Raw genomic sequence first — 19450 nt, forward strand, 5'->3', positions numbered from 1 at the left:
GCGCGAACGGCGCCGAGGTCGCCTCCAACGTCGCAGGCGATCGCGTGGTGTACGCGAAACGGCACCAGCTGGTTGCCAAACGTGAACGAGATTCTCAGTCGGCCATCAATCCACGATCGCGCGGCGCGACAGCATCACGTCGTCGCCGGTCGTGTTGAAGGCGATGGTCGGCGCGCTGAAGTCGCTCAGCGGCGCGCCCAGGCCGATCTCGCCGCGGCCATGCAGCACGCATTCGTCGCGCCGCAGCGCGATCTCGTGGCTCGACCCGCCGTTGCCGTGAAAGCGCACCCAGGTGCCGTAGGTGCTGACGTCGATCAGCACGCAACTGCCCTGCCGCTCCTCGATGCGCGCGTGCAGCCGCGACACGCGTGGATCGTTGACCACGAACTGGGCGTCCCCGACGCGCCCCAGGTGAATGGGCAACTGGTCGATGCGGAACACCGAGCGCACGCCGAGCCATGCAAGTTCGATGTGACCGAAGGTTGAATCGGGCAGCTTCGTCGGCAGGAGCGCGGCCGGCACCGTGAGGAAGCTGGTCAGGTCTTCCTGCCAGTCGATGCGATGGACGATCGACATCTCGCTGCGTCCGCGGATGTTGATCGGCCCGAGGTCGCGGTGCTGCACCGAGCCTTCGTGCAGCTGCTCGATCACTGTTCCGGTGACCCAGATCTGGCCCGGGCCGGCCAGGTCGCTCAGGCGCGAGGCCAGGTTGACGGCGTCGCCGAAGCAGTCGCCCTCGACCTCGACCACGTCACCGCTCGCCACGCCGATCTGCAGCGCCATGCGCAGCGGCACGGGCCAGCCGGCCAGGCGCTTCTGATGGTATCGCTGCAGTTCGATCACCGCGTGCGTGGCCGCCGCGCCGCTCGAGAAGATGGCGAACACGCCGTCGCCCAGCGATTTCACGACCCGACCGCCATGGACCTCACACACGCGCCCGATCCATTGGGTCAGCCGCGTCACGGTTTCGGTGGCACGTGCATTTCCCATGGCCTCGAAGACCCTGGTACTTCCGGTCAAATCCGCGAAAACGACTGTGGAATTGACACCCATACTGTTTTTTCTTCGCGGCAAGCGCTGGTTTGATATGGCTCAGGCCTCTCGTTGTTCCGGCGAGAAGTCCCGAATTGCCCCTGCACTTGCAAGGAACGATCCGCAACAGCTTTCTGTTGACGGCGGCATGAGGCGGATGGCGAGTTGCACCGGATGAGTCCTTAAGTTTTTTAATACTTTTGAACTCAAAATTCAAATGACATCAAAAGAGACCGCTAAAGCATGTTGTTTGCAAACAAGAAACGGTGTTTCACATCTTGTGTCTCCGCCCACTGAGGCTTAAGGTAGCGGCCGTTCCAGCTTCCGGCAATACGCTTTTCGTGACATGCTGCTCTTTCGCCGCCTTTTTCGGCTCCTGAACGTTCCCGGCCTGGGCTCACGGCAGGCGGGGGAAAGTCAGCTCGGGCGCATTCGCACGGCGATGCTCTCGGTGCTCCAGGGACGCGGCGGCCAATCGATCCAGCGTGTCAGCCAGCGCGTGCGCTTTGCGGTCGACGTCGAAACCCTCTGGTACCTGCGTCAGGACGTGATGGTCGCGCTCAGCGCCATCGACGGCGAATCGGCTGCACGGCGCCAGATGAAAAAAATCAACAGCATGTTCAAGGGCGGCCTGCCCGGCTCGATGGGCCCGCGCGTCCACCAGCGTTTCACGAACCAGTAACCAGCCTGACCGAGCGGCAGCGACGGCCGCCCGCGTCGCAGCTCAGTGAGCGTGATCGTAGTGGCCATGGTCGCCATGGCCGTGGTCATCGGCATGGTGGCCATGCCGATGGCCCCACACCAGGAACACGTCACGGCCTTCGGCGGCCAGTGCCACCCTCGCACCCACCGGCAGCAGCACCTTGGTCTGCACGTGCCCGAACGGCAGGCCGGCAATGACCTGCACCTTCTTCAGGCTGGCGCGCAGCCGGTCGATCACCGTGTTCATGCCGAAGCCGCGGTCGTAGCCGGCGATGTTGCGCACGCCCGTGAACTGGCCGAACACGACGGCCTTCTGGCGCGCCAGCACCCCGGCGAGCTTCAGCTGGTCGAGCATGCGTTCGACGCGGTACGGGTGCTCGTTGGTGTCCTCGATGAACAGCACGCCCTTGTCGACCACCGGGAAATACGGTGTGCCCAGCAGGCTGGTCAGCACGCAGAGGTTGCCGCCCCAGAGCACGGCGTCTTCGATCGGTTTCACCTTGAGCTCGGCATCGCGCACCGGCATGCGCCAGCCGGTGCCCTCGCCCTGCCCGCTCAACAGGTCGTCGAAGCAGGCTTCCATGATGTCGTCGGGACCTCCTTCGGCGCCGAAGTCTTCACCGACCGCCGGGCCGGACCAGGTGACGGCGCCGTTCTTGGCCAGCAGTGCGTTCTGCAGCGCCGTGAAGTCGCTGCAGCCGACGAACTCGGTGCCCTTGTCGATGGCCTTGGCCAGCGCCTTGTACGGCAGTGCGTCGAGGATGCGCGTGAGGCCGTAGCCGCCGCGTGCGATCAGCGCCACATCGGCGCCGCTCGCGGCTGCACGCGAGACGGCGGCGAGCCGGGTGGCGTCGTCGCCCGCGAAACGCTGGTGCGCCGCCAGCGCGGCTTCGTCGATTTCGACCTCATGGCCCAGGGCCTTGAGCCGCGCCACGCCGCGCCGGAAGGCGGCCTTGTCGCGGATGGCGCTGGAGGGGGAATAGATGTAGATATGTTTGGACGTCACGTCGTCGAGTATCCCATTGCGTCCCGGATCTGCCGGACCACGGCGGCGGCCTGCGCGGCCGTGAGGCCGCCCGATGCCGCGCGCGGACCGAGCGCGCGCAGCGCGGCTTCGTAGCCCCGGTCGGGGAACGGCGTGCGCCAGGCGTCCTTGGCGCGCACGCCGCTGTCGGGCGCAGCGAGCGTCGCGACGAAGCGGCCGGGCGCTGCCGCTTGCAGTAGCGCGGCGAGTTCACTGCCCGCTTCGCTGTGCACCAGCACGAGCGATTCAGGATGCACCTGGCCGAGCCACGCCAGCAGCACGTCGCGGTGCCATTCGAGCCGATGCGTTGCTTCGCGCTTGGGCTTGTCGCTCTTGCCGAAGCCGATCAGGTCGGGCACCAGGGTGCGCAGGCCAGGCGCGCCGACGAGGTGGCGGAAGAAGTAGCCCCATTCGCCCGGACCGTGCAAGCACAGCGCATCAGCCACGCGGCCATCACTGCCAGCCGGACCGCGCTCGTCCACCCAATGCAGACGCCAGCCCTGCAGGATCGGCAGGTCCTGGACGTGATGCGAAGCGAAGTCGAAATCGGCAAGCGCGGCAAAGCGTTCGGCGGGCGTGCGCAAGGCATCGTCGCGCAGCGGCTCGGCCTGCGCCCGCGCCACGCTGCGTCGCTGCTGGAAGAAGCGCTGCAGCAACGCGCTGCAGTCGTCGGCCAGCACGCCGCCCTGCACGCGCGTGTGATGGTTCAGCTTCGGCTCGGCGAACAGGTCGAGCACCGAGCCCGCGGCGCCGGTCTTGGGGTCGGCCGCGCCGAACACCACGCGCGCCAGCCGCGAATGCAGCATCGCGCCCGCGCACATCGCGCAGGGCTCGAGCGTGACGAACAGCTCGCAGCCGTCGAGCCGGTAGTTGCCGAGCGCAGCGGCGCCGGCACGCAATGCGTTGATCTCGGCGTGCGCACTCGGGTCGTGCTGCGCCACCGGCGTGTTGCGGCCGGTCGCGATGACCTGCCCGTCCTTCACGAGCACCGCGCCCACGGGCACCTCGCCCGCGTCGGCCGCGCGCTGCGCTTCCTGCAGCGCAATCGCCATCCAGTGCGCGTCCGATGTCGATGCGGCCGGCTCAGTTGTCATCGGGCATCTTGCGGGCCTGGGCCGCGGCGTCGAGGGCATCCTTGACCTGTTGCTGGACCTGCTGCGCCTGCGTATGCGCATTCACCGTCGCCGGTTGTGTGACGGTCGCTGCGGTGGTGCGCGACAGCTGCTGCTTCGCCAGCAGGCCGACGATGACCAGTGCGAGCACGAGGCCGATCAATCCGAACGCCCGCATCTCAGCGCTCCTGCGGCGCGGCGACCATGCCCAGCCGCTCCATCCACACTGCGAGCGCCTGCTCGTCCGCCGAGCCGGTGCGGTAGATCTCGCCCATCGCCGCATGCGACTCGGGCCGGTGCTGGTTGAGCTTGATCTTGCATTGCAGCGCCGTCACGTGCAGCTCGAAGCCCATGATGCCGGCCAGCATCTTGCGCTGGAACTCTTCGCCGAGGTCCTTCCACTGCTGGGCGTAGGCCGGCTCGTGGTCGCCAATGAGCTTCTTGAGCAGCGCGTCCTTGGCCTCGGGCGTCTCGACGAGCCGGGCTTCGACGGTGCAATGGACCGCGAGGTAGTTCCACGTCGGCACCCGCGCCAGGTCGGGATAGACCGAGGGCGACAGGTAGGCGTGTGGCCCCTGGAACACCACCACCGCGCGCGGCCGCGCCTGCAGGTAGCGCCAGTGCGGGTTGGGCTTGGCGCAGTGGCCCAGCAGCACCAGCGCATCGCCCTCGCGCTGCTCGGCCACGAGGGGCAGGTGCGTGACGAAGGGCAGGCCCTCGTCGTCGTTCGAGATCAGGTTGGCAAAGGGGTGGTCGCGCATGAGGCCCAGCGCGACGGCCGGGTCCTTGGCGTTGAACTGCGGGGGCATGTACATGGGGCGAGTTCCTCGTGGGGAGGTCCGATTGTCCCCGAGTCGCCCCCGGCTTGCGGTGCGGCAGGCTACTTGGCGCGTGCCGCTTCGAGCTGCTTCACCATCGCGGTGTAGCCACGCGCCTTTGCGAGCTGCAGCGGCGTGAGGCCCTGGCGGTCGGCCAGTTGCAGGTTGGCGCCGCCGGCGATCAGCGCGGCCAGCGTGCGCTGGTGGCGCGGGCCACCGTCGCCGAGCACGATCGATTCGATCACCGCCGTCCAGTGCAGGTTGTTCACGTGGTCCAGCGACGCACCGGCCGCGACCAGCCGGCGCACGACCTCGTCGTGCCCCAGGTGCGCGGCGGCGATCAACGCAGTGCCGTCGTAGCGGCTGGTGGTCTGCCCGGGCTTGGCGCCCAGTTGCAGCAGCAGCGTGAGCGTGGTCACGTCGTCGGCCACGGACGCGATGGTCACGGCGTCGTAGCGGTCGTCTTCGAGCAGGTTGAGGTTCGCGCCCGCCTTGGCGAGCAGCTTCACGGCGTCGCGCTGGCGTGCATAGGTGGCGACCTGCAGCGGCGTGCGGCCGCGCGCGTCGCGCGCATCGAGGCTGGCGCCGGAGGCGATCAGGCTCTTGAGCTTGGGCAGGTCGCCGTGCCAGGCGGCGCGGTGCAGGCCTTCGTAGGCCAGCACTTCGGCAGCCAGCGGCGGCACCTGGGCCGCCGCGCCGGGCGCGGCGCTCCAGCCGATTGCGGCGGCGAGCACCGCCGACCAGAGACCGCGCGCCGTCATCAGAGCTGGCCCTTGACCTTCTCGAGCGCGGCGTTGGCGCACTGCTCGTCGAGGTGGCCGCCGGGCGCACCGCCCACGCCCACGGCGCCGATCACTTCGTTGCCCGACTTGATCGGCACGCCGCCGCCCAGCAGCAGGAAGCCCGGCAGGTACACGAGGTTGGCGGCGCCGGGGTTCTTCTGGGCGCCTTCCATCATGGCTTGCGTGGGGCTCTTGGCCGAGGCCGAGGTCCAGGCCTTGCGTTCGCTCGACGACAGCGTGTGCGGGCCGGCGTTGTCGGCGCGCTGCACGGCACGCACGGTGCCGGCGCGGTCGACCACGGTGGCGGCCACGTTGTAGCCGTTGGCGGCGCAGGCGGCGACGGTCTCCGCAGCGATCTGGTTGGCCAGCGCGAGCGAGATGTTCTTTTCGGTGCGAACAGCGGGGGCCGGCGTCTGGGCCTGGGCGACGGAAGCAGCGAGCAGAACGGCGAGGCCGCCCACGCGGATGATCGATTGCATGGTGTTTTTCTCCAGTGATGAGAGGGTTCGTGCCGGCCTGTGCCGACCACGGTGTCACTGTAAAAAATACGGTCCGCTGCAACCATTCGTACGGCTACGCCCGGTGCTCCGTAGAACTACGGAGCGCCCTCTTCTCCCGCGTCCGACGCCAGCACGGCGTAGCGCCGGATCAGTTGCGCCAGCGAGTCGCAGTCGAGCTTGGCGAACAGGTTGGCGCGATGCGTTTCGACCGTGCGCGGCGACAGCGTCAGCACGCGCGCGATCTCCTTGTTGGTGAGCCCCTGCACGATGAAGGCCAGCACCTCGCGCTCGCGCTCCGACAGCTGCGCCACCCGCTCGCGCGCGGCGTTGTCGGCCTGCGAACGCTCCCGCGTGCGCACATGCTGGCGCACGGCCTGCTGCAGGGCTTCGAGCAGCTGCTCGTCGTCCACCGGCTTTTCCAGGAATTCGGCCGCACCAGCCTTGAAGGCGCGGCGGCACATCTCGACCGTGCCGTGGCCGGTCAGCATGATCACGGGCTGGTCGACGCCCTGCGCCACCAGCCGGTCGAGCACCGTGAGGCCACTGATGCCGGGCATGCGCACGTCCAGCACGATGGCGCCGACGCTGGCACGGTCGAAGCCGTCGATGAAAGCCTGCGGATCGGCCCAGCCCTGCACGCGCAGGCCGACCGTGCCGATCAGCAGCGAGAGGCTGTCGCGCACGGCCTGATCGTCGTCGATCAGGTGGATCAGGGGCGATTGCGGCTGGTCGGCGGTGGCGGTCAACGTGTTCATGTCGAAGGTGCCACCAGCGGCAGCAGCAAGGTAAAGCGCGCACCGCGCGGCGAGGCATTGGCAGCGCTCAGGCTGCCGCCCATGCCGCTGGCCAGCGTTTCGCTCAGGCTCAGGCCGAGGCCCAGGCCGCCCTCGCGCGTGCTGAAGAAAGGCTCGAACAGGCGCGGCAGCGCTTCGGGTGCGATGCCGCGGCCGTTGTCGGTGACGGTCAGCACGCCCTCTTCCCCGTTGCGGCCGACCGAGACCACGAGGCGCCGCTCGGCGGCGGGCACGAGCTCCAGCGCCTGCATCGCGTTCATCAGCAGGTTGTGCACGATCTGCTCCAGCGCCACGGCCTCGGCCTGCACCCGCACGGGCGCCTGCGCGCCGGCGTCGAACTGGGCCGCGACGCCGTGGCGCGCGAACTCGGGCGCCAATAGGTGCATGGCGCTGCGCACCACCTCCTGCAGCACCAGCGGCTTGACGTCGCCGCCGGCCTCGGGGCGTTCGATCACGCGGCGCAGGCGGCCGACCACGCCGGCCGCACGGCGGGCCTGCTCGACGGCCTGCCCCATCGCCTCGCGCGCGGTGCCGAGATCGGGCGGCTCGTCGCCCAACAGGCGGCGCGCGGCCTGGGCGTTGGCCAGCACGGCCGTGAGCGGCTGGTTGAGCTCATGCGCCAGCCCGGCCGACAGCTCGCCCAGCGCATTGAGGCGTGCCACCTGGCCCAGGCGCAGCAGCTCTTCGGCGCGGCGCCGCGCGATGCGCTGGCGCTGCGCGGCCCAGAGGCCGGCCAGCAGCAGTGCCATCGCCACCGCCCAGCCGCCGATGGCGCGCCACGGCAGTTCGGCCCAGCCGACCTGGCGCTCGGCCACCAGTTCGAAAGGCTGGCTCGGCGACGCGAGCGCCTTGCTCAGGCTGTAGTGCCAGCCGCCTTCGGCCCGCTGGCCGGGCTGCAAGACCAGTTGCTGACCATCGCGCTGCAGGATCAGCCGCACCGGGCTGCGCTGCGGGTTCATCGGCCAGTCGCGCCAGGGCACCGAGCCCACGAGGTCGATCTCCAGCGCATAGCTGAGTGGCTCGGAGCCGATCACGATCTGGTAGCGGCCGTGCGCGAGGTCGAGCACGGCCAGATCGGCGCGGCGCTCGGCGCGGGAGCGGGCCTCAGCGGCGGCCAGGGCGTCGGCGTGCTCGGCATCGGGCCAGGGCTCGTCGGCCGCGCGCCGCTGCACGCGCAGGATCGACGAGTACACCGATGGCAGGCGCCGTTCCGGGTAGTCGGCACCAGCGTTGGGTTCCAGCAGTGCGAGCGTGGCCAGCACCGCGTCGTACTGCACCACCTGCTGGCTCATGAGCCGGTGGGCGATGCGAGCGTCGGTCTCGAAATCCTGCTGGAGCCGGGTCAGTTCGGCGCGCGCGAACCACACGGCGCCGGCGGCCGTGAGCACCACCCAAGCCAGCCACCAACCGCCCCGCGTACGCAACCACTGTGTCATGGCGCGGATTGTGCCCGGCGCCGACGGGCCTCCCCGCTTGGCCGAAAATGCCGACCCAGACATGGCTGACGTGCAGGACTCCCTCTTTTCCGATCTCCCCGAACTTCCGCGACCGACCGAAAAGGCCGTCGACGCGCCCGCGCCTTCGCCGAAGAAATCGCGCGGCGCCACCGTGAAGCCGGTGACCCCCGACGCGGCGCTGCTCGCCCTGGCCGCCGAGTTGCCGTCGCCACTGCGCCTGGGCACCTCGTCATGGAGCTACCCGGGCTGGGCCGGCCTGGTCTGGGACGGCGATTACGCCGAGAGCGTGCTGTCGAAGAGCGGCCTGTCGGCGCTCGCGCAGCATCCGCTGCTGCGCACCGTGAGCCTGGACCGCAACTTCTACCGCGCCCTCACCGCCAGCCAGTACGCACGCTACGCCGCCATGGTGCCGGACGACTTCCGCTTCGTCGTGAAGGCCCCGAGCCTGGTGACCGACGCCACCGTGCGCGACGAAAGCGGTCGCGGCACGCAGGCCAACCCGGTGTTCCTGAGCCACGAGATCGCGCTGCAGGAGTTCGTGCAGCCGGCACTCGACGGGCTGGGCCACCGCATCGGCGCGCTGGTGTTCCAGCTGAGCCCGATCCCCGCGCACCTGCTGGCCGACCAGCCCATGCTGATCGCCCGCATCGGCGCGATGCTGGCGGCGATGCCCGACCTGAAGCCGACCGCGCCCGACGCCGTGCTCGCCGTCGAGGTGCGCGACCCGCAGCTGCTGTGCCCCGCCTTCGCCGACATGCTGCGCAGCGTGGGCGCGACCTTCTGCATGGGCCTGCACGCGAAGATGCCGCCCATCGAAGACCAGCTGCCGATGCTGCGCGCCCTGTGGCCCGGGCCGCTCGTGTGCCGCTGGAACCTGCACCGCCGCCACGGCCGCTTCGGCTATGAAGATGCCGAAAAACTCTACGGCCCCTTCGACAAGGTGCTCGACCCCGACCCCGAAACGCGCGCCGCGCTGGCCAGGGTGATCGCCGGCACCACCGGCGCCGGGCAGAACGCCTTCGTCACCGTGAGCAACAACGCCGAAGGCTGCGCACCGCTGACCATCGCGTCGCTGGCCCAGGACATCGTGGACCGGATGTCCCGCTAGGACAGCTGCCCTGCAATCCATCTCGTTCCGACCGCTGCAGTCCTCGGATTTTTCGCGATGCTCCACGACTGGCTGCGCCGTGCGTACGTGGCCGGTCCATCGCCGCGCAACCTACGCGCGATTCCCTGCTACGCCAAGGCTGGCTTTTGCGCGCCGGGAGAAGTGGTCACGCCTGACGGGCCCGCGCTACCGATGGTGCGCGAGCGCGACGCCTAAGCTCCAGGGGGTGCGGCATCGAGGTCGCACCACATGTGGACTTTCGAGAGGAACGCACCATCGAGCAGGTTGGCCATCGGCTCGACACCGAAGACCTGGAAGCCGCAGCGTTCGTACAGCGCCTGCGCCGGGCGATTGCCTTCGGTCACGGTCAGCTGCACCACACGCACACCGTCGAGCGTGCGCGCATGCGCGAGCAAGGCCCGCACGAGTTGCCGTCCGGCGCCCACGCGCCGCGCCGGTTCCGCCACCACCATGCCGAACAAGGTGGCCTTGTGGCGCGTGCGCTGCCGCGATTCACGGCCAAGGCCCGCCGCGCCGATGAGCGCGCCATCGGCTTCGAAGGCCCCGTACACCACCTCGGCGGCGTCGGCGTCCTTGCGCAGGCGTGTCTCCCACCACGTCGGCAGCAGGCTGGCGCGCTCCTCGACCGTAGAGGTGAACGCCTCGGGGTGCCGCGCATAGGCGTCGAGCATCAGTGCGCGATACGCTGGCGCATCGGCGGGAACCAATCGTGCGACGTTCATGCCGGCCCTTCGTTCCTGGCTCAGGCCTCGGGCGCGATCATCTCGGCGTACTCGTACAGCGCGCCGAGGATTTCCTCGCCGCGCTCGTCGGCGTTCTCGGACAGCGCATCGACCTCGCTGAACAACGCGTCGATGGTGCGCGCCCCGCCCTCGCCCTTGAACAGGCGCGCCACGCGCAGCGCTTCCCAACGCTCGGCTTCTTCCTCGTTCAACGACTCGGGCCAGTTGCGCGCGCGGTAACGAAAGAGGATTTCATCGAGCCGTCCATCGTCGAAGGCCACGCGCTCCTTCGCGAGCCCTTCGGGTGACAGCCCGCGCAGCTGGTTCAGTCGGCGGCGGTCGCCGTTGCCGACAAAGCCGCCGTAGAGGTCTTCATCGACATCGGGCGTCGCCTCCTTCGGGCGCGAAAAAACCTGCGACCAGATGGCGCTCATGTCGGGCAGGTCGCGCGCGATGGCAGCGTGACGCATGGCGGCGTCCATGTCGATGCCCCAGCGCTCGGCCATGGCCGGTGCCAGCGTGCGCAGGTTGCCGATCACCATCGGCGACTTGTTCAGGTGCACGCTCTTCATCGGCAGCCGCGTCAGGCCTTCGGGCAGGTCGGCGGTGCGCGTGAACAGGCGCAGGCGCAGCGTCTCGGCGTCGAGGTCGCGCAGCTCGCTCGGGTCTTGCGACAGGTCCCAGGCCAGCAGCTCGTTCTTGTTGGTCGGGTGGCTGGCCAGCGGCCACATCACGGCCAGGCAACCGCGCTCGACCGGGAACATGCCCGACACGTGCAGGAAGGGCTTGGCGGTCTCGCGCATGGCGGGCAGGCCGAGCTCCATCGCCACGCGGTCCTTCTTGTGCAGGCCGAAGGCAAAGTCGAACAGCTTGGGCTGCTTGTCGCGGATGAGCCGCGCCAGCGCGATGGTGGCGCGCACGTCGGACAGCGCATCGTGCGCCGATTCGTGCAGCAGGCCGTTGGCGCGCGCCAGGTCTTCGAGCTTGAAGCTTGGCTTGCCGTCTTCCTTCTTCGGCCACTCGATGCCGTCGGGGCGCAGCGCGTAGGTCAGGCGCACCACGTCCAACAAGTCCCAGCGGCCGCAGTCGTTCTGCCACTCACGCGCGTACGGATCGATGAGGTTGCGCCAGAACAGGAAGCGCGTGACCTCGTCGTCGAAGCGGATGGTGTTGTAGCCCACCCCCACGGTGCCGGGCTGCGAGAAGGCTTGTTCGATCTGCGCAGCGAACGCGTGCTCGGGAATGCCGCGCTCCAGGCAGATCTGCGGCGTGATCCCGGTGATCAGGCAGGCCTCGGGGCTGGGCAGGTAATCCGGCGCGGGCTTGCAATAGATCATCAGCGGCTCGCCGACCTCGTTGAGTTCGGCGTCGGTGCGGATGGCCGCGAACTGCGAGGGACGGTCACGGCGCGGCACCGCGCCAAAGGTTTCGTAGTCGTGCCAGAGAAAGGTGTGGTTCATTCAGAGCAAGGGAGAAAACAGTCGCGCGATGGCATCGCCGAGGCGTCGCCAGAAAGTCTGTGACCGATTGGCGCGCACGGCGGCGGAGCTGTGCAGGTCGGTTTCGAACTGCGCCGCCAGCGGCTGGGTCAGCGCGGGTCCGTAGACCACGGCACTGACCTCGAAGTTGAGCCGGAAGCTGCGGTTGTCGAAATTGGCGGTGCCGATCATCGCGCAATGGTCATCGACCACCAGCGTCTTGGAGTGCAGCATGCGCGCCTTGTACTCCCAGACCTTGACGCCCGCGGCGATCAGCTCGTCGAAGTACGAGCGCGCCGCCGCACTCACGATGGCCGAGTCGCTGCGGCGTGGCACGAGCAGCCGCACGTCGACACCGCGCAGCGCCGCGCTGGTCAGCGCCATCATCGCGGGCTCGCCCGGCACGAAATACGGCGTGGTGAGCCAGGCGCGCTGCGTGGCCGAATGGATCGCCTCGACGTGCATGCGGTGGATGGCCTCGAGCGCGTTGTCGGGCCCGCTCGTGACGACCTGCACCGGAATGTCGCCTGCATCCACGCGCGGCAGCAGCAGGTCCATGGTGTCGTCGAGACGGCGCACGTCGTCGCCGGTGGCGTAGGTCCAGTCTTCGAGAAAGGTGGTCTGCAGCCAGCGCACCACGCTGCCTTCGACGCGCAGGTGCACGTCGTGGTATGCGTCTTCGGGGTTCGTGCGCTTGTCTTCCTCGTCGGTGATGTTCACGCCGCCGGTGAAGCCGATGCGGCCGTCGCACACCACGATCTTGCGGTGGGTGCGGTAGTTGGTCACGGGGCGCAGGCGCCGGCCGATCTTGGTGTCGTGGAACAGTGCCACCTGCACGCCCGCCGCCAGCATCGGCGCCATGAACTTGCGGCCGATGCGCTTGGAGCCGAGCGCGTCGATCAGCAGGCGCACCGTCACGCCGGCCTGCGCGCGTTCGATCAGCAGGTCGCGCAGCGCAGTGCCAATGCGATCGGGCTCGAAGATGTAGTACTCGAGGTGGATGTGGTCACGCGCCGCGCGCACGGCTTCGAAGATGGCGTCGAAGGTGCGCGCGCCGCCCGACAGCAGCTCGACGTTCGTGGCGCTCGACACCGGCAGCCCGCAGGCGGCCGTACCCAGCCGCGCCATCTGCTGCAGCGCCGGCGGCGCATGCTGCGACGCGTCCCGCAACCGCGCCAGGTCGGCCTGCGCATGCGCGCTCGCCCGACTGCGCAAACGCTTGACCCGCTGCTTGCGCAGCCGCTGCGGCCCCAGGAAGTAATAGACGATGAAGCCCGCGAATGGCAGCAGCGCCAGCGACAGGATCCAGCTCATGGTGGACACCGGCGCCCGCTTCTGCATCACGATCCACACCGACAGCACGGCGATGTAGCCGCTCCACGCCAGGGAGAGGCCGGTTTTCCATTCGTGGCTGAGTTCGGGAAGGATCAAGGCGAAAGCGGATGAAGGCGGAGTGTTTTCGGCCGGCCCAAAGAAAAAGGCCGGCAGCGAATGCTACCGGCCTTTGACTTCGTTCCTCGAAGAGGCGAAATCAGCGTTCGATCAGCCCGTGGCGGCTTCCTCGGCTTCAGGCTTCGACTTGCCTTCCTTCTTCGGGATCGGCTGGATGTCGAGCAGAACTTCGTCCTTCTCGTCGAGGTCGACTTCGAGACGACCGCCGTCGGTGAGGCGACCGAACAGCAGCTCGTCGGCCAGCGCACGACGGATCGTGTCCTGGATCAGACGCTGCATCGGACGTGCGCCCATCAGCGGATCGAAGCCCTTCTTCGCCAGGTGCTTGCGCAGCTTGTCGGTGAACGTGACCTCGACCTTCTTCTCGCTGAGCTGGGTTTCCAGTTGCAGCAGGAACTTGTCGACCACACGCAGGATGACGTTTTCGTCGAGCGCCTTGAAGTTGACGATGGCGTCCAGGCGGTTGCGGAATTCAGGCGTGAACAGGCGCTTGATGTCGCCCATTTCGTCGCCGGCCTGCCGCGCGTTCGTGAAGCCGATGGTCGCCTTGTTCATGGTCTCGGCACCCGCGTTCGTCGTCATGATGATGATGACGTTGCGGAAGTCGGCCTTGCGCCCGTTGTTGTCCGTCAGCGTGCCGTGGTCCATGACCTGCAGCAGCACGTTGAAGATGTCCGGGTGCGCCTTCTCGATTTCGTCGAGCAGCAGCACCGCGTGCGGCTTCTTCGTGACAGCCTCTGTCAGCAGACCGCCCTGGTCGAAACCGACGTAGCCCGGAGGCGCGCCGATCAGGCGGCTCACCGCGTGGCGCTCCATGTACTCCGACATGTCGAAGCGGATCAGCTCGATGCCCATGATGTAGGCCAGCTGCTTCGCCGCTTCGGTCTTGCCGACACCCGTGGGGCCGGAGAACAGGAACGAGCCGATCGGCTTGTCGCCCTTGCCCAGGCCCGAGCGCGCCATCTTGACCGCGGAGGCCAGCACTTCGAGGGCCTTGTCCTGGCCGAACACCACGCTCTTGAGGTCGCGCTCGATCGTCTGCAGCTTGCTGCGGTCGTCGTTGCTGACGTTGGCCGGGGGAATGCGCGCGATCTTCGCGACGATTTCCTCGACCTCGGTCTTGCTGATGGTCTTCTTGCGCTTGCTCGGCGGCAGGATGCGCTGCGCAGCACCGGCCTCGTCGATGACGTCGATCGCCTTGTCGGGCAGGTGACGGTCATTGATGTACTTGGCGCTGAGCTCGGCCGCGGCCTGCAAGGCGGCCACGGCGTACTTCACGCCATGGTGTTCCTCGAAGCGCGACTTCAGGCCCTTGAGGATGTCGACGGTTTCCTGCACCGACGGCTCGACCACGTCGACCTTCTGGAAACGACGCGACAGGGCCGCGTCCTTTTCGAAGATGCCGCGGTATTCCGTGAAGGTGGTGGCGCCGATGCACTTGAGCTGGCCGCTGGAGAGCGCCGGCTTGAGCAGATTCGACGCGTCGAGCGTGCCGCCCGAGGCTGCGCCCGCACCAATCAGGGTGTGGATTTCGTCGATGAACAGGATGGCGTTCGGCTTGTCCTTGAGCGACTTCAGCACGCCCTTCAGGCGCTGTTCGAAGTCGCCGCGGTACTTGGTGCCGGCCAGCAGCGCGCCCATGTCGAGCGAGAACACCTGCGATTCGGCCAGGATTTCCGGCACGTCGCCCTGCGTGATGCGCCATGCGAGGCCCTCGGCAATGGCGGTCTTGCCCACGCCGGCCTCACCCACCAGCAGCGGGTTGTTCTTGCGCCGGCGGCACAGGATCTGGATGACGCGTTCGACCTCGTACTCGCGGCCGATCAGCGGATCGATCTTGCCGTCCTTGGCCATCTGGTTGAGGTTCTGGGTGAACTGCTCGAGCGGCGAGGCCTTCTCGTTGCGTTCGCCGCCGCCCTCCTCGCCTTCACCTTGAGGGGCTTCGCTGCTGCCCTTGACGGCTTCCGGCGGATCGCTCTTCTTGATGCCGTGGGCAATGAAATTGACCACGTCCAGGCGGGTGACGCCCTGCTGGTGCAGGTAGTACACGGCGTGCGAATCCTTCTCACCGAAGATCGCGACCAGCACATTGGCGCCGGTGACTTCCTTCTTGCCGTTGCCGGTGGACTGCACGTGCATGATGGCGCGCTGGATCACGCGCTGGAAACCCAGGGTGGGCTGGGTGTCGACATCGTCGGAGCCCGCCACCTGCGGCGTGTTGTCCTTGATGAAGTTGGTGAGCGACGCCCGCAGGTCGTCGACGTTCGCCGAGCAGGCGCGCAGAACCTCTGCGGCGCTCGGGTTGTCCAGCAAAGCGAGCAGCAGATGTTCCACGGTGATGAACTCGTGGCGTTGCTGCCGGGCCTCGACGAAGGCCATGTGCAAGCTGACTTCCAGTTCCTGGGCAATCATGTGATTTCCTTTTGCCTTGCTGTAAATAAGTTCTCAGATGGGTTGGAGCGCGTGCAATTCAACTGGTTCACGCGACCGGTTCGCTGACACATTGCAGCGGGTGCCCAGCCTGCTGCGCGGCTTCCATCACCTGATTGACCTTGGTGGCCGCCATGTCGCGGGAATAGACCCCACAGACACCGCGGCCATCGAGGTGGATCTTGAGCATGATCTGGGTCGCGGTTTCTCGGTCCTTGCTGAAGTATTCCTGCAGGACGACGATCACGAACTCCATCGGCGTGTAGTCGTCGTTCAGCATGACGACCTGGTACATCTGGGGCGGTGCCGTTTTCTGCGGGCGGCGCTCCAGAACGACCGAATCTCCGTCGTCGCCCGCCGGTTTCTGCGCCGGCGGGGTGTTGGGAGTTTGGGGAATTCTCGTTGCCATGAAAAAGATTCTATAGAGCGTGCAAGCACCGTGCCGACACCAGCAGACTTGGTGACGCCTATTCGACAAATCAAGGGGCATGCGTCGTGTACGACATCAGAAGACCGACGTAAAAAACCGGCAGATTGCGGGTCTTTTTTCGCAGATTTGCAGAATTTACCCGGGGGTCGAGCCGCAGACCGGTGCGCTGACCCGCCACGCCCTCAGGTCGACAGGTGGGCCGAGCGGCAAGGCATCGATTTCCAGCTACCAGCACTTCGCCATGGCCAGGGGGGCAGTTTGTCGTGTCGCCTGACACTTGTTGAGCAGTGCTCCTCTCGTAGAGCGCGTGCGCTTTGGTCAATCGAATCGTCTGCGGCCCCTGTGGTGCGGGGCGGGCGTGTGCATTCTTCGTCCCCACTTTGCATCCTCATGCTTCTTTGAATGGGCACGATTCTGGCAAGGCGACCACAGCACGGTTTCTACCAATCGGTAAACGACCAAGCAGCCGATTGATTTGTGATGTTTGTCTGCCGCTCCTTGCGTTCAGATGGCACAAGAGGTCATTCACCAACGACATGGAAACCACTGAAGGCAAGAAAAAGCCCTCGGGTCCTTTCGGGAGCTCGAAGGCTTGGCAGAAGCGTGACGTTTCTCAACGTCAGCGATTGCAATTACATATTGTCGATCATGACCTGGCCAAAGCCCGAGCAGCTCACCTGCGTCGCGCCGTCCATCAGGCGTGCGAAATCATAGGTGACCTTCTTGCTGGCAATCGATTTTTCCATGGCGCTGATGATCAGGTCTGCTGCTTCGGTCCAGCCCATGTGGCGCAGCATCATTTCGGCGGACAGGATCTCGGAACCGGGGTTCACATAGTCCTTGCCGGCGTACTTGGGCGCGGTGCCGTGCGTGGCCTCGAACATGGCGACGGTGTCGCTCAGGTTCGCGCCCGGGGCGATGCCGATGCCGCCGACCTGTGCGGCCAGCGCGTCGGACACGTAGTCGCCGTTGAGGTTCAGGGTGGCAATCACGCTGTACTCGGCGGGGCGCAGCAGGATCTGCTGCAGGAACGCGTCGGCAATGCTGTCCTTGACCGTGATTTCCTTGCCCGTGCGAGGGTTCTTGAACTTCATCCACGGGCCGCCGTCAATCAGCTCGGCGCCGAATTCCTTGGCGGCCAGGTTGTAGCCCCAGTCACGGAAGCCCCCTTCGGTGAACTTCATGATGTTGCCCTTGTGGACCAGGGTCACACTCGGCTTGTCGTTGTCGATGGCGTACTGGAACGCTTTGCGCACGAGGCGCTCGGTGCCTTCGCGCGAGACGGGCTTGACACCGATGCCCGAGGTGTTGGGGAAACGGATCTTCTTGACGCCCATTTCGTCCTGCAGGAACTTGATGAGCTTCTTGGCCTTGTCGCTCTCGGCTTCGAACTCGATGCCGGCGTAGATGTCTTCCGAGTTCTCGCGGAAGATGACCATGTTGGTCTTGTGCGGTTCGCGCACCGGGCTGGGCACGCCTTCAAAATACTGGATGGGGCGCAGGCAGACGTACAGGTCGAGTTCCTGGCGCAGCGCGACGTTCAGCGAGCGGATGCCGCCGCCGACAGGCGTGGTCAGCGGGCCCTTGATGGACACCACGTAGTCGCGCACCGCATGCAGGGTTTCCTCGGGGAGCCAGACGTCCGGGCCGTAGACCTTGGTCGACTTTTCGCCGGCATAGACCTCCATCCAGTGGATTTTCTTCTTGCCGCCGTAGGCCTTTGCCACTGCGGCATCCACCACCTTGAGCATCACCGGCGTGATGTCCAACCCCGTGCCATCGCCTTCGATGAACGGAATGATCGGCTGATCCGGCACATTAAGCGAATTGTCTGCATTGACCGTGATCTTCTGACCTTCGGTCGGGACTTTGATGTGCTGATAGCTGGACATGAGGGGCTTGACTCCGGGAAATGACGTAATTCGAACGACTGTCTGCGAATACAGACAGCGAGGGAGAATCGCTGTACAGCGCGCTAACAAATCGCTGTACATTTTAGACGCAACCCATCAGCGAACAATTGTCAACCGTCGGGCAATAAAGCCCGTTACTGGCTGACCTTCTGCTCGCCGGGAGGCGTTTCCAACCAATTCTCGATAGAGGAATCATCAATGAGCAAACTTCTCGCAGTCATGATCGCTGGCCTGTTCGCCGCTGGCGCGTACGCCCAGAACCCGGCCGGCACCACGCCCGAACAAGGCAACGCGACCAACAGCAAGCCGCAAGCTCGCGCTGAAGCCAAGAAGGAAGCCAAGCCCGCTGGCCAAGTGGCTCCCGCTGCTGGCGACATCGCCAAGACGCCCGAAGGCGGCACCTTCGGCGCTGACAAGGCTGGCGTTGCTGGCGAAAAGCGCGCCAAGACCCGCGACGATCGTCGTCGCAACAAGGATGGCAGCGTGAAGCGCAAGGCCACCCAGGGCGGCACGCCCGACATGGCCGGCAGCAAGTAAGCTGGTCAGTCCCCCAAGAAAAGCGCTCTCCGGAGCGCTTTTTTTCGTTTGCAGTTTTGCTCAGTCGCTGTCAACCGGGGTTCCTGGGGTCCGTTGAATGGAAGCCTTCCGCAGGGAGGTGATCCATATCAACATATCTCAAAGGATTTCTCATGAACAAGCTGATCGCAGCCCTGGTCGCCGGCCTCTTCACAGCCGGTGCATTTGCGCAAGCCGCCGCCCCCGCAGTTGCCGCGCCGGCTGCCCCCGCCGTCCACAAGGCGAAGGCCAAGCACACGGTCAAGAAGCACAAGGTGCGTCACGTCTCCAAAGCCCACGCGGCTGCTGCCAAGAAGGTGTAAGCTTTCAAGCTCCCGGCAATGCCCGCTTCAGCGGGCATTTTTATTGGTCACGGGCCTACCCTGTGTGTGGCGCCCCCGAAAGAGTCATCCGATGTTCCAGCGTCTTGCCGCGCTGCTTCTGGTGTCCGCGTCCTTCCTGGCGCCGGCCCACGCGCAGCAGCAAATCCAACCGCAACCCCAAACCGATCTGGCACGCACGCAGTTGTCGGTCGGCCTCTACAAGATCGACGCGCAGGTGGCGCAATCGCCTCGCGAACGCGAGATCGGCCTCATGTTCCGCAAGACGATGCCGCAGGCCGAGGGCATGATCTTCGTGTTCGAGCAGCCGGCCACGCAGTGCTTCTGGATGCGCAACACCCTGTTGCCGCTGACCGCTGCCTTCGTGGCCGACGATGGCCGCATCGTCAACCTGGTCGACATGCAGCCGATGACCGAGAACTCGCATTGCTCCGAAGAGCCGGTGCGCTATGTACTCGAAATGAACCAGGGCTGGTTCGCCAAGAAGAACATCAAGAAAGGCGCCAAGCTGGGCGGCGAGCTCTTCTCGGCCGCCAAACGCTGAGCAATTCGGCGCGCGTAAAAAAGCCGACCCAAAGGTCGGCTTTTTTCATGGCGAGCGCCAGGTCCGGCTTCAGCCGAAATTCTTGGCCGCAAAGTCCCAGTTGACCAGCTTGGCCAGGAAGGTCTCGACAAACTTCGGACGCAGGTTGCGGTAGTCGATGTAGTACGCGTGTTCCCACACGTCCACCGTCAGCAGCGCGGTGTCGGCGGTGGTCAGCGGCGTGCCGGCGGCGCCG

The 19450-nt window shown here is 66.5% G+C and carries 23 protein-coding genes; 7 read left to right on the plus strand and 16 right to left on the minus strand.

All coding sequences use genetic code 11. From position 1 onward, the window contains the following. Nucleotides 1-105: 105 nt before the first annotated feature. Nucleotides 106-1053, minus strand: coding sequence for an adenylate/guanylate cyclase domain-containing protein (locus ASD34_RS20610; RefSeq protein ID WP_056581153.1), 948 nt, complete (start codon nt 1051-1053; stop codon nt 106-108). Here ASD34_RS20610 and ASD34_RS27780 point away from each other — a divergent pair. After that, nucleotides 989-1210 carry a hypothetical protein gene (locus ASD34_RS27780; protein ID WP_162248704.1) on the plus strand — a complete coding sequence of 74 codons (222 nt, stop codon included), beginning with the start codon at nt 989-991 and terminating at the stop codon, nt 1208-1210. The genes ASD34_RS20610 and ASD34_RS27780 overlap by 65 nt on opposite strands. 168 nt (nt 1211-1378) lie before the next feature. After that, complete coding sequence (locus tag ASD34_RS20615; protein ID WP_056581157.1) at nt 1379-1714, plus strand: hypothetical protein; 336 nt, start codon at nt 1379-1381, stop codon at nt 1712-1714. A 42-nt stretch (nt 1715-1756) separates the two neighbouring features. On the opposite strand, the gene ASD34_RS20620 is transcribed toward ASD34_RS20615, so the two are convergent. The 8 genes from ASD34_RS20620 to ASD34_RS20655 form a co-directional block, all read right to left on the minus strand. Next, on the minus strand, nt 1757-2740 hold the full coding sequence (locus ASD34_RS20620; protein WP_056581159.1) for an LD-carboxypeptidase: 984 nt from the start codon (nt 2738-2740) through the stop codon (nt 1757-1759). Then, a complete protein-coding gene (gene tadA, locus ASD34_RS20625; protein WP_056581162.1) occupies nt 2737-3852 on the minus strand; it encodes a tRNA adenosine(34) deaminase TadA in 1116 nt (371 codons plus the stop codon). Before tadA ends, ASD34_RS20620 begins: the two co-directional genes overlap by 4 nt. Then, on the minus strand, nt 3842-4048 hold the full coding sequence (locus ASD34_RS20630; protein WP_056581165.1) for a hypothetical protein: 207 nt from the start codon (nt 4046-4048) through the stop codon (nt 3842-3844). The genes tadA and ASD34_RS20630 overlap by 11 nt, the downstream gene beginning before the upstream one ends. 1 nt (nt 4049) lies before the next feature. After that, a complete protein-coding gene (locus ASD34_RS20635) occupies nt 4050-4685 on the minus strand; it encodes an FMN-binding negative transcriptional regulator (RefSeq protein WP_056581168.1) in 636 nt (211 codons plus the stop codon). A 65-nt stretch (nt 4686-4750) separates the two neighbouring features. Next, complete coding sequence (locus ASD34_RS20640; protein WP_056581172.1) at nt 4751-5449, minus strand: ankyrin repeat domain-containing protein; 699 nt, start codon at nt 5447-5449, stop codon at nt 4751-4753. Further along, complete coding sequence (locus tag ASD34_RS20645; protein WP_056581174.1) at nt 5449-5949, minus strand: GlcG/HbpS family heme-binding protein; 501 nt, start codon at nt 5947-5949, stop codon at nt 5449-5451. The genes ASD34_RS20640 and ASD34_RS20645 overlap by 1 nt, the downstream gene beginning before the upstream one ends. Nucleotides 5950-6065: 116 nt before the next feature. Further along, nucleotides 6066-6725 carry a response regulator transcription factor gene (locus tag ASD34_RS20650; protein WP_056581177.1) on the minus strand — a complete coding sequence of 220 codons (660 nt, stop codon included), beginning with the start codon at nt 6723-6725 and terminating at the stop codon, nt 6066-6068. Next, nucleotides 6722-8200 carry an ATP-binding protein gene (locus tag ASD34_RS20655; RefSeq protein WP_056581184.1) on the minus strand — a complete coding sequence of 493 codons (1479 nt, stop codon included), beginning with the start codon at nt 8198-8200 and terminating at the stop codon, nt 6722-6724. The genes ASD34_RS20650 and ASD34_RS20655 overlap by 4 nt, the downstream gene beginning before the upstream one ends. A 61-nt stretch (nt 8201-8261) precedes the next feature. Here ASD34_RS20655 and ASD34_RS20660 point away from each other — a divergent pair, with 61 nt between their 5' ends. Beyond that, nucleotides 8262-9329: a DUF72 domain-containing protein gene (locus ASD34_RS20660; protein WP_056582581.1), complete on the plus strand. Its 1068-nt coding sequence runs from the start codon at nt 8262-8264 to the stop codon at nt 9327-9329. Between the two features lie 57 nt (nt 9330-9386). Then, nucleotides 9387-9545: a hypothetical protein gene (locus ASD34_RS27635; protein WP_157609726.1), complete on the plus strand. Its 159-nt coding sequence runs from the start codon at nt 9387-9389 to the stop codon at nt 9543-9545. On the opposite strand, the gene ASD34_RS20665 is transcribed toward ASD34_RS27635, so the two are convergent. The 6 genes from ASD34_RS20665 to icd all read right to left on the minus strand — a co-directional run bounded on the left by ASD34_RS20665 (nt 9542) and on the right by icd (nt 17754). Continuing rightward, a complete protein-coding gene (locus ASD34_RS20665; RefSeq protein WP_056581187.1) occupies nt 9542-10072 on the minus strand; it encodes a GNAT family N-acetyltransferase in 531 nt (176 codons plus the stop codon). The two genes, ASD34_RS27635 and ASD34_RS20665, sit on opposite strands and share 4 nt — an antisense overlap. A gap of 20 nt (nt 10073-10092) precedes the next feature. Then, complete coding sequence (sbcB, locus tag ASD34_RS20670; RefSeq protein WP_056581190.1) at nt 10093-11532, minus strand: exodeoxyribonuclease I; 1440 nt, start codon at nt 11530-11532, stop codon at nt 10093-10095. Continuing rightward, nucleotides 11533-12981 carry a cardiolipin synthase gene (cls, locus tag ASD34_RS20675; protein ID WP_056581192.1) on the minus strand — a complete coding sequence of 483 codons (1449 nt, stop codon included), beginning with the start codon at nt 12979-12981 and terminating at the stop codon, nt 11533-11535. A 111-nt stretch (nt 12982-13092) separates the two neighbouring features. After that, on the minus strand, nt 13093-15414 hold the full coding sequence (clpA, locus tag ASD34_RS20680; protein WP_056581195.1) for an ATP-dependent Clp protease ATP-binding subunit ClpA: 2322 nt from the start codon (nt 15412-15414) through the stop codon (nt 13093-13095). Nucleotides 15415-15481: 67 nt separating this feature from the next. Next, nucleotides 15482-15841: an ATP-dependent Clp protease adapter ClpS gene (gene clpS / locus ASD34_RS20685; RefSeq protein WP_056581198.1), complete on the minus strand. Its 360-nt coding sequence runs from the start codon at nt 15839-15841 to the stop codon at nt 15482-15484. Nucleotides 15842-16494: 653 nt separating this feature from the next. Next, entirely contained in the window at nt 16495-17754 is a 1260-nt protein-coding gene (gene icd / locus ASD34_RS20690) for an NADP-dependent isocitrate dehydrogenase (protein ID WP_056581201.1), read from the minus strand. A 219-nt stretch (nt 17755-17973) separates the two neighbouring features. On the opposite strand from icd, the gene ASD34_RS20695 reads away from it, so the two are divergent. From ASD34_RS20695 to ASD34_RS20705, 3 genes are all read left to right on the plus strand, one after another. Further along, nucleotides 17974-18312, plus strand: coding sequence for a hypothetical protein (locus ASD34_RS20695; RefSeq protein WP_056581205.1), 339 nt, complete (start codon nt 17974-17976; stop codon nt 18310-18312). Between the two features lie 152 nt (nt 18313-18464). Then, nucleotides 18465-18653 (plus strand): hypothetical protein, encoded by a 189-nt coding sequence (locus tag ASD34_RS20700; RefSeq protein ID WP_056581209.1) that lies wholly within the window; start codon nt 18465-18467, stop codon nt 18651-18653. A gap of 91 nt (nt 18654-18744) precedes the next feature. Then, entirely contained in the window at nt 18745-19215 is a 471-nt protein-coding gene (locus ASD34_RS20705; RefSeq protein ID WP_082548869.1) for a DUF192 domain-containing protein, read from the plus strand. Between the two features lie 69 nt (nt 19216-19284). On the opposite strand, the gene ASD34_RS28345 is transcribed toward ASD34_RS20705, so the two are convergent. Further along, nucleotides 19285-19450 (minus strand): Fe-Mn family superoxide dismutase (locus tag ASD34_RS28345; RefSeq protein WP_321164622.1); only part of this gene is annotated, 166 nt, incomplete at its 5' end.

It is taken from the genome of Variovorax sp. Root473, from assembly GCF_001426505.1.
In the GTDB taxonomy this organism is placed as follows: domain Bacteria; phylum Pseudomonadota; class Gammaproteobacteria; order Burkholderiales; family Burkholderiaceae_C; genus Variovorax.